The 14,553-nt window shown below is 56.9% G+C and carries 16 protein-coding genes and 1 riboswitch; of the genes, 4 read left to right on the top strand and 12 right to left on the bottom strand.

Translation table 11 applies throughout. The features are described from left to right. The 3 genes from AC2T28_RS16500 to AC2T28_RS16490 all read right to left on the bottom strand — a co-directional run bounded on the left by AC2T28_RS16500 (position 1) and on the right by AC2T28_RS16490 (position 3,547). Positions 1-1,446 carry a TrkH family potassium uptake protein gene (locus AC2T28_RS16500; protein ID WP_486749728.1) on the bottom strand — a complete coding sequence of 482 codons (1,446 nt, stop codon included), beginning with the start codon at positions 1,444-1,446 and terminating at the stop codon, positions 1-3. Between the two features lie 324 nt (positions 1,447-1,770). Continuing rightward, on the bottom strand, positions 1,771-2,874 hold the full coding sequence (gene folE2, locus AC2T28_RS16495) for a GTP cyclohydrolase FolE2 (protein ID WP_486749727.1): 1,104 nt from the start codon (positions 2,872-2,874) through the stop codon (positions 1,771-1,773). A gap of 208 nt (positions 2,875-3,082) precedes the next feature. Next, a complete protein-coding gene (locus tag AC2T28_RS16490) occupies positions 3,083-3,547 on the bottom strand; it encodes a DUF3592 domain-containing protein (RefSeq protein ID WP_486749726.1) in 465 nt (154 codons plus the stop codon). Between the two features lie 196 nt (positions 3,548-3,743). Between AC2T28_RS16490 and AC2T28_RS16485 the strand changes: the two genes are divergently transcribed. Next, complete coding sequence (locus tag AC2T28_RS16485) at positions 3,744-4,232, top strand: GFA family protein (RefSeq protein WP_486749725.1); 489 nt, start codon at positions 3,744-3,746, stop codon at positions 4,230-4,232. Between the two features lie 27 nt (positions 4,233-4,259). Here AC2T28_RS16485 and AC2T28_RS16480 read toward each other — a convergent pair whose 3' ends face one another. Then, entirely contained in the window at positions 4,260-5,000 is a 741-nt protein-coding gene (locus tag AC2T28_RS16480) for a helix-turn-helix transcriptional regulator (protein WP_486749724.1), read from the bottom strand. Between the two features lie 110 nt (positions 5,001-5,110). Here AC2T28_RS16480 and AC2T28_RS16475 point away from each other — a divergent pair, with 110 nt between their 5' ends. After that, the gene (locus tag AC2T28_RS16475) at positions 5,111-5,467 is read left to right on the top strand and encodes a VOC family protein (protein ID WP_486749723.1); all 357 of its coding nucleotides are present in this window, start codon (positions 5,111-5,113) and stop codon (positions 5,465-5,467) included. Positions 5,468-5,569: 102 nt separating this feature from the next. Here the strand turns inward: AC2T28_RS16475 and AC2T28_RS16470 are convergent, their stop codons facing one another. Next, on the bottom strand, positions 5,570-6,100 hold the full coding sequence (locus tag AC2T28_RS16470; protein ID WP_486749722.1) for a hypothetical protein: 531 nt from the start codon (positions 6,098-6,100) through the stop codon (positions 5,570-5,572). A 280-nt stretch (positions 6,101-6,380) separates the two neighbouring features. Beyond that, positions 6,381-7,571 (bottom strand): O-succinylhomoserine sulfhydrylase, encoded by a 1,191-nt coding sequence (metZ, locus tag AC2T28_RS16465; RefSeq protein ID WP_486749721.1) that lies wholly within the window; start codon positions 7,569-7,571, stop codon positions 6,381-6,383. A 62-nt stretch (positions 7,572-7,633) separates the two neighbouring features. Then, a riboswitch (SAM riboswitch) is annotated at positions 7,634-7,712 on the bottom strand. A gap of 108 nt (positions 7,713-7,820) precedes the next feature. Between metZ and AC2T28_RS16460 the strand changes: the two genes are divergently transcribed. Beyond that, a complete protein-coding gene (locus tag AC2T28_RS16460; protein ID WP_486749720.1) occupies positions 7,821-8,501 on the top strand; it encodes a glutathione S-transferase N-terminal domain-containing protein in 681 nt (226 codons plus the stop codon). A 137-nt stretch (positions 8,502-8,638) separates the two neighbouring features. On the opposite strand, the gene AC2T28_RS16455 is transcribed toward AC2T28_RS16460, so the two are convergent. The 5 genes from AC2T28_RS16455 to AC2T28_RS16435 all read right to left on the bottom strand — a co-directional run bounded on the left by AC2T28_RS16455 (position 8,639) and on the right by AC2T28_RS16435 (position 12,443). After that, a complete protein-coding gene (locus AC2T28_RS16455; protein WP_486749719.1) occupies positions 8,639-9,247 on the bottom strand; it encodes an inner membrane-spanning protein YciB in 609 nt (202 codons plus the stop codon). Between the two features lie 27 nt (positions 9,248-9,274). Next, positions 9,275-10,177: an EamA family transporter gene (locus AC2T28_RS16450; RefSeq protein ID WP_486749718.1), complete on the bottom strand. Its 903-nt coding sequence runs from the start codon at positions 10,175-10,177 to the stop codon at positions 9,275-9,277. 33 nt (positions 10,178-10,210) lie between these two features. After that, positions 10,211-10,645, bottom strand: coding sequence for a hypothetical protein (locus AC2T28_RS16445; protein ID WP_486749717.1), 435 nt, complete (start codon positions 10,643-10,645; stop codon positions 10,211-10,213). Then, positions 10,642-11,730 (bottom strand): signal recognition particle-docking protein FtsY, encoded by a 1,089-nt coding sequence (ftsY, locus tag AC2T28_RS16440; RefSeq protein ID WP_486749716.1) that lies wholly within the window; start codon positions 11,728-11,730, stop codon positions 10,642-10,644. Before ftsY ends, AC2T28_RS16445 begins: the two co-directional genes overlap by 4 nt. Before the next feature lie 62 nt (positions 11,731-11,792). Next, the gene (locus AC2T28_RS16435) at positions 11,793-12,443 is read right to left on the bottom strand and encodes a lysoplasmalogenase (RefSeq protein ID WP_486749715.1); all 651 of its coding nucleotides are present in this window, start codon (positions 12,441-12,443) and stop codon (positions 11,793-11,795) included. A gap of 142 nt (positions 12,444-12,585) precedes the next feature. Between AC2T28_RS16435 and AC2T28_RS16430 the strand changes: the two genes are divergently transcribed. Next, positions 12,586-12,981 (top strand): hypothetical protein, encoded by a 396-nt coding sequence (locus AC2T28_RS16430; protein WP_486749714.1) that lies wholly within the window; start codon positions 12,586-12,588, stop codon positions 12,979-12,981. A 50-nt stretch (positions 12,982-13,031) separates the two neighbouring features. Here AC2T28_RS16430 and xseA read toward each other — a convergent pair whose 3' ends face one another. Beyond that, the gene (gene xseA, locus AC2T28_RS16425; protein ID WP_486749713.1) at positions 13,032-14,465 is read right to left on the bottom strand and encodes an exodeoxyribonuclease VII large subunit; all 1,434 of its coding nucleotides are present in this window, start codon (positions 14,463-14,465) and stop codon (positions 13,032-13,034) included. Positions 14,466-14,553 lie beyond the last annotated feature (88 nt).

Genomic DNA, 14,553 nt, shown 5'->3' with positions numbered 1-14,553 from the left:
TCAAGCTCTCCAGAAGCGGATGGTAAAAAGGACATAGACCGCCAGCAGTTCCAATCGGCCAATCAGCATGGCTGCAATCAGGATCCACTTGGCGGTGTCATTCAGGCTGGCAAAGTTGCCCGCCGGGCCAATTGTGCTGCCCAGACCGGGGCCGATATTGGCCACCGACGTGGCCGCACCGGATACGGCAGTGGTGAAATCCAGCCCTGTCAGCGCCAAACCCCAGGCGACGACGCCAATCGTGACGATGAAAAACACAAAGAACGAGATCACCGAGCTCAGAACATCATTACCAATTGCCCGCCCGGCATAGCGCGGCGTGAACACCCCATGCGGGGAACGGATGCGGTAAATCTGCGCCCGGATAGAGGCAAACAGCAGCTGATACCGGAAGATCTTGATCGAACAAGCCGTTGATCCCGCGCACCCCCCGATAAGGCCAGTGAAGAACAGCACGGTCACGGCAAAGCCGCCCCAGGCCATGTAGTCAGTGCTGGCATAGCCGGTGCCTGTCATCAGGGATACGGTATTAAACAGAGTTTCGCGAAACCCCACCTCGGTGTTGGTGATCCGGGTCATGTTCCACAACGTCAGAACTAAAACCAGCACCAACGCGGTGGCAAAGAAAACCCTGATCTGGCTATCGCGTAACAGCGGCTGCGCATGACCAGCGGTCAACTGCACAAAACGGACAAACGGCAGCGCTGCCAGCAGCATAAACACCACAGCCACATATTCAGCCTGGCCAGTAAACGCCCCAAACGAGGCGTCGTAATTGGCAAAACCGCCCGTCGCAATGGTGGTCATTGCATGTACTACCGCATCAAAAGCCTGCATCCCGGTCGCCACATAAGCCAGCGCGCAGATCACCGTCAGGCTCACATACACAACTGAAATCCTGGATGAAATCTCGGTGGCGCGCGGCAAGATTTTACCAAAGGTATCAAACCCTTCGGACCGGAAGATCTGCATGCCCCCCACCCGCAGTTCAGGCAAGAAAACCATCGCAACAACAATGATACCAATGCCACCCAGCCACTGCAGTATCCCGCGCCACAACAAAATTCCACGTGGCAGCTCATCCAGTCCCGAAATCACGGTGGACCCGGTTGTGGTCAGCCCCGACATCGCCTCAAAAAACGCATCCACAAACCGCAGCTCGGTTTCGCCCAGCGCAAACGGCAAAGCCCCAAACAAGGGCAATGCCAACCAAACACCAGAGGTCAACAAGAAGGTTTGCTGAATGGTCAGCCCCTGTTTCACCCCATTGGCACAGCTCAGCGCAATCACGCCGCCCGCCAATACCGTGAACACAGCACTTTGCAGGAATACCGGCCACTCGCCCTGTCCATCAAACAGGTCGATCAGCAGCGGCAGCAACATGGTTGCTCCCAAAATGGAGACCAGCAGGCCAATCACATATCCAATAGGGCGTATATCCAACATGACGCGCAGCGTTGGCCTCCGCAGCCGCAAGTGTCAAGCCAAAGACAGTGCTATCACAAGAGCTCCCGCCCCTTGCGCGGACCATCGGCTTTCGCCGATCCCCTTGCAGGGTTGGGCGTGGCACCGCGCTATGCGCGGTGCCACGCCCAACGGGAGGGTGTCTCTGACCAGAGACCGCCGACGGGCGGGAGTTCGCGCCGGTCCGCGCAGCGGCAAACCCTCTGGGAGAGGGCTTGAGGCGCGAACGGGCGGAGCCCAGGAACCAGACATCAAACGCTGTGTTAAATTGAAGTCACTTACAGGTGCCGAAACAGGCCCGGCAGATCACCCCTGATGGATCAGAGTTGAAAACAGTTTGGGGTCAAAACTGCGCGCCACAAAGGTCTCACCACTGGTCAATACGCTCACCGCATCATGGCTGTGCAGGCTTTCTTGATGGCTGGCCAACACCCGAAAATCGGCTATACGTCCGTCGCTTTGCAAGGCCTCACAAAACAAACGCGCCGCGTCTTCGACAAAGATCGGGTTGGCGGCGTTCAGCTCGGCAAAGGCCTGTTCATCTTCGCGCTTCACCATCACCTGGGTTTCAGTCGGTACCGCCTTGCGGCAGTGATCAATCAGATCCTCAAACCACAGGCAATCGGCCCCCTGCTTTACCTGCACCGAAATCCGCGCCACCGAACGCTGCGAGTGTGGAGTCGCCAACTGGCCTCGGGCTGACCGCGCATGCTCGCTCAATTCCAGCGAACAGGGACAGGTCGAGGAGTAAACATAATCCAGATGAATGATCTCTTCGCGGATGCCGTCATGATCAACAAGCTCCAGCGCAATATCGTAATACTGATACCCGGTCAGGCCTGATCGCAGGCTTTCAACTTTGGCCGGGAACGAAAACCGCATCTGAATGCGCGCATCGGGGCTGTCCAGATCGCTCAGATAGTCATCCACGGCAGCCGCCATCACTTCGAAACTAAAGGTGCGCTCGGCATGTTTATAGAAGGTCCGCATGATCCGGGACATGTTGATGCCCTTCTTCTCGCCCTCCAGGCTGACCGTGCCAGTAATCGAGGTCTCCAGCGTCAGATCACCCCCATCTCGGGTGTGAAACCGGATCGGCAGGCGAAAATTGGAAATGCCCACATGTTGGATTTGTTGCCGCGCGCCCCGGATCAGGCTCGCCGGACCATTTTGCAAATCCGGCAGTGTGGCGCGATAGGCCTCATCCGATTTGAAATCTGCAGGATACTCACGCGACAGGTCAGGATAATTGTTCAACTCCTGCCCCGGCAACAGCCGCGCCACGGCTGGGTCCAGCTGTGCAATCTCCGTCACCGTTGCACTTGCCGCCCAATTGCGCAGGACAGCCAGCGCCTCTTCGGCGGCCTCACGATCTGGCGATGCGTCAGAGTTGGGGGCATGAATATTCATCAGCACGTTTCCTTCGCGATGCCGGGTGCAACAGAGCCATAGATCTCTCTTGTAGGGCTTTAACGCCAGAAATACAAAAGTGAACCACCAAATGCGGCAGCTTGGCATTGAAAACAGCCGTTGTGCTGGCGTTCAAAGCCACAAAAGGCGCAGCCCACAGCAACTCTTTCCCGGGGCAACTCACTCTTCCAAGGCGTTATGCCCCAATTCAAGGCCGCCCTCGTATCACCCGCCCAATGAAAAAGCTTACGATAGCACTAATCAGTATCAGACGTGGTAGATACCAAGGCCCGTCCTCAGTCTCAACACGCACATCTGCCGGATCGTTTGGATCATACTTAATGTCCAGCTCCGTTCCAACAGGAACGTTATAATAGTTGGCTTTCACCTTCGGCACGGTCACCTGCGTATGACCATCCTGATCAATCCATCGAAGCGTCAGTTGGTAAACTGCTTCTCTGTCACTGGTGAGTTCCCGGCTGACCTCGATAACCTCTGACGTTGTTGCCATTGCGTCGAGCTCAAAATGAGCGCGCTGCGCGAACCAGACCGTTCCAATCAGCGTACCGGTGATCCCCGCAAACATATGGTTTGAGCCGGTACCACGCCTTGTGAAAAAACCAAGCTTCTCTCCACTTTCGGTTCGGTGCAGCATTCCTTCCAGGAAAATCATCCTCAGGAATGCCCAACAGCTCTTTACGTTAGTCAAAATCACTTTTCACTCCAAATGAACGCGCAATATCACTTCGCCTTTACGCGCATTACAAGTATGTTCAAAATAATTACATTTCAAACGCCTATCCAAAATCCTGCGGCCTCTTAAGGTACGGATACCCTGTTCAAATCAAGAGATTTCACAAGGAGCCATCATGTCCAAAATGCAAGGCGGATGCCTGTGTAACCAGGTCCGGTACGAGGTGTCAAAACAGCCCGACAGAACAACCATGTGCCACTGCACTTTCTGCCAGCGCGCAACGGGTGCCGCCTATATGGTGCAACCCGCGCTCAGCGCCTCTGACTTTGCGGTGACCCAAGGCACACCCAAGCAATACACTTATGTGTCTGCGAGCAGCGGCAAACAGATCCACATCAATTTCTGCGACACCTGCGGCACCAAGCTATTTCAAACCTTTGAACGTTTTGACGGTGCGGTTGGGCTATACCGGGGCACCCTCGATGATCCGAACTGGGTAAAGATCACCCCCGAGAACTCCAAGCATATCTTCATAGACACCGCCCAAGATGAAACCATCCTCCCGGCGCATACTCCCGTTTTCAGGGAACATGCGGATCAAAATGACGGCACGCCGAACGATCCCATCGTGCTAAGCGCGCCACAGCGGATTGAGGATCTGTAATTTGACCAGTGACAGCCCAAACCAGTCCTACCCGGCGACCGTTAAATCATCATCCTTGATCGAGGGGTGGAACGCCGCCTTGGGCAACAGTTTAAAATGCGTCCCTGTCTTGGCCGCCGCCAAAATCCGATCACAGCGGAAGGTTCTGGGCCCCTGCCTCAGCTCATCATAGGCTACCACATACCAAACCGGGTATTTCAGCAGCAGATAATGCGGCGCGATCTGCCGCTCTGAGACTTCGCCATCCTCGCGCTGGTATCGAATTTCCAACATTTCCTGATCGATAAAGCCCTGGTGTAATGCCTGCACAACCCGCTTTGGCGGCGTGCTAACCCCAGCCTGAACATAGGTCGACGCGGTCACGCCAATCAGTATGCGCGCTTTCAACTGGTTCACCTTGTTGCGCTTTTGTGGCGAAAACGACGCCTCCAATTGCCGCCGCACCGACCCAAGGCTGGCCAGAAACATGGGCGAGTTCATCTGCTCGGCCACCGCAATGCTGATCAACAGATCAACCGCCTCGCCGTAGTCCAGGTTCAGCCGCCCAACACCCCAGTTCCGCTCCAGCCGCACGCCCCCACCACGCCCGCGGTCGGCGTCAATCTGCATCCCCTGCTCGCGCATCAGCGCCAGATCCCGCGATATGGTCCGCGCGCTAACCCCGTGTGCCTGCGCCAGATCTTTGACCGTGCAATGGCTATCCTGCTTGAGCTGAACCGCCAGCAATTCCATCCGCCGTAGCCTGTCGCCTGCATGTGTCCGTGTCATGCAACAAATAGGACATAAAATGTCATATTTATCAATATGAGTGACGAGGAAACCGAGGTTCTCCTCCCCCTCAACCCCGCCGACCTGCGCGGTACACAGGATCTAAATACATGAAAATGAACTACTTTACCGTTGGCACAAACGACATGACCGCCGCCAAATCCTTCTACGACGCGCTCTTTGCCCAGTCCGGCCTGCAAAGCCTGTCACCGTCTGATCGCATGACCTACTGGATCGGCGAAGACTTCGCCTTTGCCACCGCGATCCCCTTTGACACCAACCCCGCCACCGTCGGCAACGGCACCATGGTCGGCTTCTGTGTCGGCACCCAGCCCGAGGTCATCCGGCTACACAAACTGGCCCTAGACCTGGGCGGCACCTGCGAAGGCAACCCCAACCAACGCGGCCCACGCTACTCGGCTTATGTCCGAGACTTGGATGGGAATAAGCTGTGTTTCTCTGACTAGGCTTTGCCCAAAGGTGCGCTCAATTTGTGGCAACCGATACCGATCAATGATCGAAAGCTTTCTAGAGGCCTGTCGGCAACCGCTTTCGAGTTCCGATGCCAGTTATCTCACTGCTTCGAATATCGGTTCGGCAAGAAACACACCAGGAAAGATCTCAGTTTCGGGGCTCTTTCTTGGGTAAAAATCCTGCGTGAACAGCATAACTTCATGAGCGTCGCAAGCCGTTTTGATGCGGCGCGCGAGGGCAACGATTGGATTCAAGAACTTACAAATGTCCTCGCGACGACCGCGGGAAAAATACATTCCATCCAATATAGTTTTATACTGTTTCGGGTAGAACAGGATTGTCGGCTCGCGACGATTAGGTCTCTGAAAGTCATAGTACCGCGCACCAACGCAATTTGGCCATAGCTCGTGACGAAGGAGCACTCGGCCCGGTGTGTCGATTCTCGGGTCAACAATACGAAGCGGTTCATTCAGCAATGCAGTCTCGAAATCAGTAAAATCGAGCGAATGGTTGAAAAAAAAGCGGACATCGAAAGTAGGGCCGTACCGCCAACTGGCGGAGTCGGTTTGAAATGCCAATTCATCATCTGAAAGCACAACATGGGTTTGTGGATTGAAGTCGGTCATGTTCATAAAGCCCCTAAGGGGGATTTGCTGCGTCAAAAAGCGGACCTTATCACAAGGTGCTTTATTTGGTCAAAGTGGGCACAAAGCTAACATTCGCGGCTACGAAGAAAACACCCGGTTCGTAACGGTTGCGTCACCTAATCACGAAACAGCAAATTTTATCTGACGCTCAACAGAAAAGAGCGTTCTGGCATTAGCACCAAAACGCTCTTTGCAATGTTCATCTCAGAACCCGAACCAAACCCGGCGATCTGTGCTGTCGCGAAAAGCCCGGCGTCGCCTAGCCCTGCGCCACTTCAAGCGCCTGTTTCAGGTCACCAATCAGATCCTCCGCATCTTCCAGCCCAACCGAGAACCGCACCAAACCGGGGGTGATGCCCAGCTCGGCCTTCAGCTCTTCGGGCAAACGCTGGTGGGTGGTGGTGGCCGGATGAGTGGCGATAGATTTGGCGTCGCCCAGATTGTTGGAAATCACCGGAATGGTCAGCGCGTTCAGGAACTTAAACGCAGCCTCCTTGCCGCCTTTTAGGTCCAGCGACAACACCGTGCCGCCTTTGCCACCCAACTGCCGCTGCACCAGCGCGTTTTGGGCATGGGTGGGCAGACCGGGATAAATCGTACGCTCCAGCGCCGCGTGGCCGTCCAGTGCGGAGGCAATCTTCAGAGCCGTTTCAGCCTGTGCATTCACCCGCAGCGAAATGGTCTCCAGCCCCTTCAGCATCACCCAGGCGTTAAACGGGCTCAGCGAGCCGCCAGTGTGTTTCATATAGGTCTCAAGTGGGCCACGGATAAACTCCTTGGTGCCCAGCACCACACCACCCAGCGCGCGCCCTTGCCCGTCGATGTGCTTGGTAGCTGAATAAACCACCACATCAGCGCCTTGCTCGATTGCATTGGAAAACACCGGGGTCGAGAACACGTTATCGACGATCACAGTCGCGCCCACGCTATGGGCAATCTCGGCCACGGCGGCCACGTCGATCACCTCGAGCGTCGGGTTGGACATGGATTCAAAGAAAACCGCCTTGGTCTCGGGCCGCACAGCCGCGCGCCACTGGTCCAAATCGGTACCATCCACAAAGGTCACTTCAACGCCAAAGCCCGCCAGAACACTTTCCAGAATATACAGACAGGAGCCAAACAGCGCCTTGGCCGACACTACGTGGTCACCCGCCTTCAGGATCGAAGTCAGCGCGCCATTGACAGCCGCCATACCGGATGCCGCGGCAAAAGCATCTTCGGCGCCTTCCAGCGCCGCAATGCGTTCCTCGAACATGGCCACGGTTGGGTTGCCATAACGGGCATAAATGAACTCATCCGGGCCAGTTTCGATAAACCGGGCCTCGGCCTGTTCAGCGCTGTCATAGACAAAGCCCTGGGTGAGGAAAATCGCTTCGCTCACCTCGTTGTACTGGCTGCGGCGTGTGCCGCCATGCACCATCTTGGTGGCCTTGTTCCAGCTGTCACTCATCACATGTCCTCCTGCGCCCATCGCGCAATAAAAAAACCCCAATTCGGCCAAGCGAAAAGGGGGTCCCTTACATCCTGACCTCTTTAGCGGGTGTGTTTAACGTGGCCCGCAATCCGGTAACAAATCGCCACGATATCTATGCCCCGCGCATACGATGATTGTGGGATAAGGTCAAGATCACAGGCGCCTGCCCTCTTGTGCTTGCGACGAAATTGCCCAAGATTTAGGCAACCAACAGGAGGCACCCGCATGCAGGACCCAATCCAGCTCTATTACTGGCCAACCCCAAACGGCTGGAAAGTCTCGATCGCGCTCGAGGAAATGGGCCTGCCCTATGAGCTGAACAAGATCAACATTGGCGCGGGCGACCAGTTTGCGCCTGATTTCCTGAAAATCGCCCCAAACAACCGCATGCCCGCCATCACCGACCCCAGCGGCCCCGATGGCGAACCGGTCTCGCTGTTCGAAAGCGGCGCGATCCTGATGTATCTGGCCCGTAAAACCGGACAGTTCTATGGCAAGGACGAACGTAGCCGGTTGCAGGTCGAACAATGGCTGATGTGGCAAATGGGCGGCGTTGGCCCCATGGCCGGTCAGGCGCATCACTTCCTGAAATACGCAGGCGAAGACCTGCCCTATGCCAAAGACCGCTATCGCTCCGAAGTCGCCCGCCTGTACGGCGTGCTAGACCGACAACTGGCCGACAATCGCTTTGTCACCGGTGAGGATTACACCATCGCCGACATGGCGATCTGGCCCTGGGCCTCGCTGTGGGAAGGGCAAGAACAAACTCTGGACGACAAACCGCATCTGGACCGTTGGTTGCAAGAGGTCTGGCAGCGCCCCGGCGTCCGGGCTGGCCGCGCACTTTGTGCGGAACTGCGAGGTGATCGGTCAGATACCTGGGTGCAAGAAGATCTGTTTGGGTAATCTGCGCCGACCATTCAACAAATGTACTGAGCGTGCGCCCGGGTGGGTGCCGAACGCGCCCGCCGAGGGGCGGGCGGACGCGTGCCTGCTGCTCGCGCAACAGGCTCAAAATGGCATTTATTCGATGCTCAAAAGGCTCAGGCCTCTTCTTCTTCGTCTTCTATGCCGTACTTCTGGAACAGCCCGGCCTGGCTCATAAAGAAGCCAAACATCGCAATCGATAGGCCAAAGGTTTTGAAATACACCCAGGTTTCGGTGCTTTGGGTGCGCCAGATCAGCTCGTTCGCCACAGCCAGAGCAAACAGGAAAACACACATGCGGCGGGTCAGCATCATCCAGCCTTCATCTTCCAGCGGCATCACCTCTTCCATCACCACCTTCAGGTAGCTGCGCCCGCGCAGCAGGCCAATGCCCAGCAATCCGCCAAACAGCATGTAAATCATTGTTGGCTTCATTTTGAAGAAACGTTCGTCATTGAACCAGACCGACATGCCGCCAAACAGGATCACCAGCACCAAGGTCAGGATCTGCATTTTTGAGATATGGCCGGTCAGTTTCCACAGCGCGATCGAGGACGCCACCATCAGCGGAATAAACGCCGCCGTTATGACGATAAAGCCTTTGTATTCCGTGCCGCTGATCAGAAAAATCTCATCCTTGAACTTGAGATAGCCAAGGAAAAACAGAACGATGGGGCCAAATTCCAGCGCCATCTTCAATGTCGGGTTGATCTTCTTGCCTGCCATTTTTATTCCTGTCTTCCTGTCTTGAGCCTATCCGCCCATCTCCACTATCACGGCACCCAGCGCGATCAAAGCCATCAAGGCAATGCGGCGCGGTCCCACCGTTTCCTTAAGCACCAGCCAACCGATCAACGCCGCAAACACGGTTGAGGTTTCCCGCAGCACTGCCGCCTCGCCGACCTTGTCCAAACGCGTCGCCAACATCACCGCACCAAAGGACATAAACGCCACCAAGCCGCCAAAGAAGCCGCGCAACATCAGCGGGCCAACAGTGGGCCGATCCGCCATATTGCGCCAACGCAGAAACGCAAACACCGGCAGCGCCGCGCCGTCGATCATGAAGAACCAGGCCAAAAAGGTGAACGGATCCGCCGTCGCCCGGATCCCATATGCATCATACGTGGTGTACAGCGCCACAAACAGTCCCGTGATCCCAGCCAACGTCAGGGCAATCACCAGCGTGTCGCGGTTGGTTTCAAGATAGCGCAGGTTATAGGCGGCCAGGCCAAAGATCCCCATCAACAGCACCATCACACCGCCCCACTGGATCAGGGTAAAGCTCTCACCAAACAGAAAATAGGCGCCAATCACCGTAAACAGCGGCCCGGTGCCGCGCACCACCGGGTAAACCACGGTGTATGAGCCCTTGGTATAGGCCAGCGCCTGCAGGGTCTTGTACAGAATATGAATCAGCCAAACCCAGGCAAAAATCACCCACATATGTGGTTCCGGCCAAGGCACCACAAACAGCGCAAAAGGCGCGGCCATCAAACCATAGAAAAAATCAATCGCGCCACGCGACAGCCAAGGGTCATGCCGGCCCTTTTGCAAGGCGCCAAACACCGCGTGCAGCACCGCAGCCATCAGTGCCAGCACCAGCGCCGCCGTATGGCCCGCTTCGGTGCCTTCGAGGGAGATCAGCCATTCACTCACGGCTTAGCCAGACGGCAATACCAGAACTAAGGATCATTCGTAGACAATTTCTCTGGGAAGCGAATAGGTGCTTACTATCATTGGCAAACCGTATTCCCAGAGCTTGATCTGATCCCAAGCATTATCCTTGAAAACATCATCCGCTCTCGCAGTGCCCCAGAAATAAGAAACCACGGTCTGGCTTTTACGAGGTTTTAGCTCTTGGCACACATACGACGGGTGTTCTTCATGCTGTTCTGAGGTAAAGTAGCAACGCATATATGGGTCAGCGTGCACAGTCACAAAGCCCCATTCAGCGCGTGTTTTCATCCCAAACCCTGCAACCAACGTGTCGCGGATACCAGCAATTTCCTCGGCGCTATCATGCTGCCGAAATCCCATTATCGGACCATCCTGAGCCCGTGCCAAGGAAGCCTGTAATAGGCCAGCCCCAGCAGCAAGAACCGAAACCACAAGTGCTAGTTTCATTTCTCAATCCCGGTCAGGGCCGCAGCAAAATCTTCAGGGTCAAACGGGGCCAGGTCGTCAATCTGCTCCCCCACACCGATGGCATGGATCGGCAGGCCGAATTTGTCTGCCAGCGCCACCAAAACACCACCCCGCGCGGTGCCGTCCAGCTTGGTCATGACCAGACCCGAAACATCCGAAATTTTCCGAAACACATCAACCTGGTTCAGCGCGTTCTGGCCAGTGGTGGCGTCCAGCACAAGCAGCGTGTTGTGCGGTGCGGTCTCATCCACTTTGCGGATAACGCGCACAATCTTGGCCAGCTCTTCCATCAGATCCGCCCGGTTCTGCAACCGGCCGGCGGTATCGATCATCAACAGGTCTGCGCCGTCTTCCTGCGCCTTGGTGATGGCGTCAAAAGCCAGCGAAGCTGGATCGGAGCCTTCGGGAGCGGTCAGTACCGGCACCCCAGCGCGCTCGCCCCAGACTTGCAGCTGTTCCACAGCAGCGGCGCGGAAGGTATCGCCAGCGGCAATCACCACAGATTTACCCGCCGCCTTAAACTGGCTAGCCAGCTTGCCGATGGTGGTGGTCTTGCCGGATCCATTGACGCCAACCACCAACACTACCTGCGGGCGCTTGGAGTAAATCGGCATCGGTTTGGCAACATTTTCCATAATGCGGGTGATTTCCGCCGCCAGCAGTTCCTTGATCTCGGTCGTCGACAGCTTTTTGCCAAACCGCCCTTCGGCCATATTGGCGGTGACCCGCAGCGCCGTGTCCACGCCCATGTCGGATGTAATCAGCAGCTCTTCAAGCTGCTCCAGCATGTCATCATCCAGAACCCGGCGCGGCTCGTCTGGCTTGCGGCCCAGCAGGCGCCCAACCAATCCGGGCGAAGACGGCGCCGGAGCAGGTTCAGCAACGGGTCGCGGAGCCGCAGGTTCAGCCGCCTTGGGGGCCGATGCCTCGGGGGCCTCAACCGGTGCAGGCTCGGCGGCCTGAGCGGCTGGCTCAGCCGCCTCTTCGACAATTGCATCAAGCCCCTGCTCCAGCTTCGATGAAGACTTGAACAGTTTGTCTTTTAGTTTGGAGAAAAACGCCATCATGGTCTCCGCAAAGGGTTTCTTCCCCACTTAATGCGGATTTGCGGCACATGCAAAGCGCCTCAGGTAAATGTTGTGAAAAACCCGAGCTGTGCGCCCCAATAGGTAACCCAGATGACATAGGGGGTGACCCGACGGGCCGCATGATCATCCGCCAGCACAAAGGTTTCAAAGGCCAGCACCAGATCTGATAAGATAAACAGCAGCGCAGCAGGCAGCAGCCAAACCATATCGCCCTGCCCCGGTACAGTCAGCGCCGCCAGCCCCATGCCCAGAATGATCGGGATATAGCATAGAACCGGAAGTTTCAGCGCACCCGCACGCGGTGCAAGGACCATCGCCATGACACCACCAATGCAAATCAAAACCACCGTTAACAGGATCTGCGGCACTTGCATCACCCGCGCCAGATCACTGCCCTCTAGCCCTAAATACAAGGCGATATAACCCAGATGCCCCAGTGCAAAGGCCCCAACGCCGCCCATAAAGAACTGCTCACCCTCACGCGACAGGCAAAAATCGCCCAGCGCGCAGGCTGCCAGCGCCACGATCAGTAACACAGGTGCCCCAACCCAAGCTGCCGCCAGGGCCAGCATGGCCACAGCCGCTGTTTTGGTCAGGCTGCGCAGCGCGCCCTCGGACAGGGAGGTTTGCCACAAATAGGCAATGGCGCAGAGCGCGGCGATAACGAATAGAACTTGCTCTGGCGACACAGGATGCCCTCTGGGATAGGCCCCAATGCTTGCCCCAACAGGCTCCTTTGGTCAAAGGTGACGCCGCGCCAACCAAACGCCGACGCCAAGCAAACCCATAGCCTGAAGCCGTGGAATCTGGCACAATTCGCTCATGCGCCTCATGTTGATGATTCCATTGTTATTCTGGTTCTTGCTGCCCAGCTCGTTGACCGCCGCTGAACCGATGTCAGGTGAAGAATTTGAACGCTACACCCAGGGCCGCACGCTTTATTATGGTTTTGAGGGCTCTATCTACGGCGTAGAGCGGTATCTGTCAGACCAGCGGGTGCTGTGGTCCTTTCTTGACGGGCGCTGCCAAGAGGGGCGCTGGTACGAAGATAACAGTCAGATCTGTTTTGTCTATGAAGGTCAGATAGAGCCACAGTGCTGGAGCTTTTATCAGGAGCCACAAGGCCTGCGCGCCCAGTTCGAAAACGATCCCCGCGCAACCGAACTGTTTGAGGTTCAGGAACTTGACGAAGAGATGCTGTGTTATGGCCCCGACGTTGGGGTATAAGGCCTGCGCCGGGATTTGAGTATTGTCAGCAAAAAGAACCCCTTGGGGATTTAGGCTCTGGCTTTGCCCAGATCAACCGAACCATCAGCAAACTCGACGGTCAGCGCTGCGGCTTTCTTGGCTTGGGCGGTCGAAGTGACCAGATCCTTGCCACTGTGCACCACTGCATAGCCGCGCTCCAGCGTGGCGCGATAGCTAAGGATTTCCAACTGCCGCCCGGTACTGTCCAACTGCTGGCGGGTTTTCTCCACCCGCTGCCGATGGGCGCTGTCCAACTGCTTACCCAGATGCTCTAACCGCTCCTTTTGCAACGCTAGTTTCTGTGACGTGCTGCGCAGGTTCAGTTGTGACGACAGGCTGATCAGCTTATCCCGCCGTCGGGCCACCAATTGCTGCAGCGCTTGCGGGCGCAAACCGGCCGATTTCTGGCTGAGTGCAACCCGGCGGTTCTGCACCCCACGGATCAGCGCATTGGGCAGTTGGTCGCTAATATGATCCAACCGCTGGCGCGAGGACTCAAGCAGGGTTTCCGGGCGCGGCAAAGCGCGGCCCAAGTCTTGCAGCCGTTGGCGACGCTGCTGGATGCCCTGCCCTGCGGCGCGCGACATCCGCGCGCCTTGGTCGTTTGTCCAGCTCAGCAGCTCCAACCGCACCGGCACCGCCAGTTCTGCGGCCGCCGTTGGCGTTGGCGCGCGCTGGTCCGAGACAAAATCAATCAGCGTCGTATCAGTCTCGTGCCCCACCGCCGAGATCAACGGGATTTGTGAGGCTGCGACCGCACGGGCAACGATTTCCTCGTTAAACCCCCACAGGTCCTCGACCGAGCCGCCACCACGGGCAACAATAATCAGGTCCGGACGCGGTAAGGCACCGCCGGGAGTGAATGCGTTGAACCCGTTGATGGCATTGGCGACCTCAGCCGCACAGTTTTTACCCTGCACCGCGACGGGCCAGACCAGAACCTTGCGCGGGAAACGATCGCGCAGCCGGTGCAGAATATCGCGGATCACCGCGCCGGATGGCGAGGTCACCACGCCAATGAAGCGCGGCAGGTAGGGCAGCGACTTTTTGCGCTCAACTGCAAACAACCCTTCGGCCTCCAGCTGCTTCTTGCGTTTCTCCAGCAGCGCCATCAGTGCGCCCTGCCCGGCAACCGCAACCTCTTCGACATTCATGTTGTATTTCGACTGCGCACCAAAGGCGGTCAAGCGGCCGGTGACGATCACCTCCAGCCCTTCCTCGGGCACAACCGCGAGTTTTGACACCTGACCTTTCCAGGTGGTGCAGGCCAGAACCGAGCGATCATCTTTGACGTCGTAATACAAATGGCCCGAGCGCGCAGTGAACACCCGGCCTACCTCGCCGCGCACCCGGATCCGGCCAAACGTGCCCTCAAGCGTGCGCTTTACCTCGCCGGAGAGTTCCGAGACGGTGAATTCGGGGGTATTCTGACCCGGTGTCGGGTCGTCAAACAGGTCTGACACGGGGCTGGTACTCGGCTCGGTTGGTTAGGTGAGGTCTATTTGTCGAGCCACCATAGAGGCAGCCTTTGCCAAGGCCAATCCCGGAAAG

Source organism: Parasedimentitalea nitratireducens, assembly GCF_057444295.1.
This window is presented reverse-complemented; position numbering and strand designations above follow the sequence as displayed.

Excerpts from the sequence above, each read along its gene's own strand:
- AC2T28_RS16500 (WP_486749728.1), bottom strand. The coding sequence starts at position 1,446 with ATGTTGGATATACGCCCTATTGGATATGTGATTGGCCTGCTGGTCTCC.
- folE2 (WP_486749727.1), bottom strand. The coding sequence starts at position 2,874 with ATGAATATTCATGCCCCCAACTCTGACGCATCGCCAGATCGTGAGGCC.
- AC2T28_RS16490 (WP_486749726.1), bottom strand. The coding sequence starts at position 3,547 with ATGATTTTCCTGGAAGGAATGCTGCACCGAACCGAAAGTGGAGAGAAG.
- AC2T28_RS16485 (WP_486749725.1), top strand. The coding sequence starts at position 3,744 with ATGTCCAAAATGCAAGGCGGATGCCTGTGTAACCAGGTCCGGTACGAG.
- AC2T28_RS16480 (WP_486749724.1), bottom strand. The coding sequence starts at position 5,000 with ATGACACGGACACATGCAGGCGACAGGCTACGGCGGATGGAATTGCTG.
- AC2T28_RS16475 (WP_486749723.1), top strand. The coding sequence starts at position 5,111 with ATGAAAATGAACTACTTTACCGTTGGCACAAACGACATGACCGCCGCC.
- AC2T28_RS16470 (WP_486749722.1), bottom strand. The coding sequence starts at position 6,100 with ATGACCGACTTCAATCCACAAACCCATGTTGTGCTTTCAGATGATGAA.
- metZ (WP_486749721.1), bottom strand. The coding sequence starts at position 7,571 with ATGAGTGACAGCTGGAACAAGGCCACCAAGATGGTGCATGGCGGCACA.
- AC2T28_RS16460 (WP_486749720.1), top strand. The coding sequence starts at position 7,821 with ATGCAGGACCCAATCCAGCTCTATTACTGGCCAACCCCAAACGGCTGG.
- AC2T28_RS16455 (WP_486749719.1), bottom strand. The coding sequence starts at position 9,247 with ATGGCAGGCAAGAAGATCAACCCGACATTGAAGATGGCGCTGGAATTT.
- AC2T28_RS16445 (WP_486749717.1), bottom strand. The coding sequence starts at position 10,645 with ATGAAACTAGCACTTGTGGTTTCGGTTCTTGCTGCTGGGGCTGGCCTA.
- ftsY (WP_486749716.1), bottom strand. The coding sequence starts at position 11,730 with ATGGCGTTTTTCTCCAAACTAAAAGACAAACTGTTCAAGTCTTCATCG.
- AC2T28_RS16430 (WP_486749714.1), top strand. The coding sequence starts at position 12,586 with ATGTTGATGATTCCATTGTTATTCTGGTTCTTGCTGCCCAGCTCGTTG.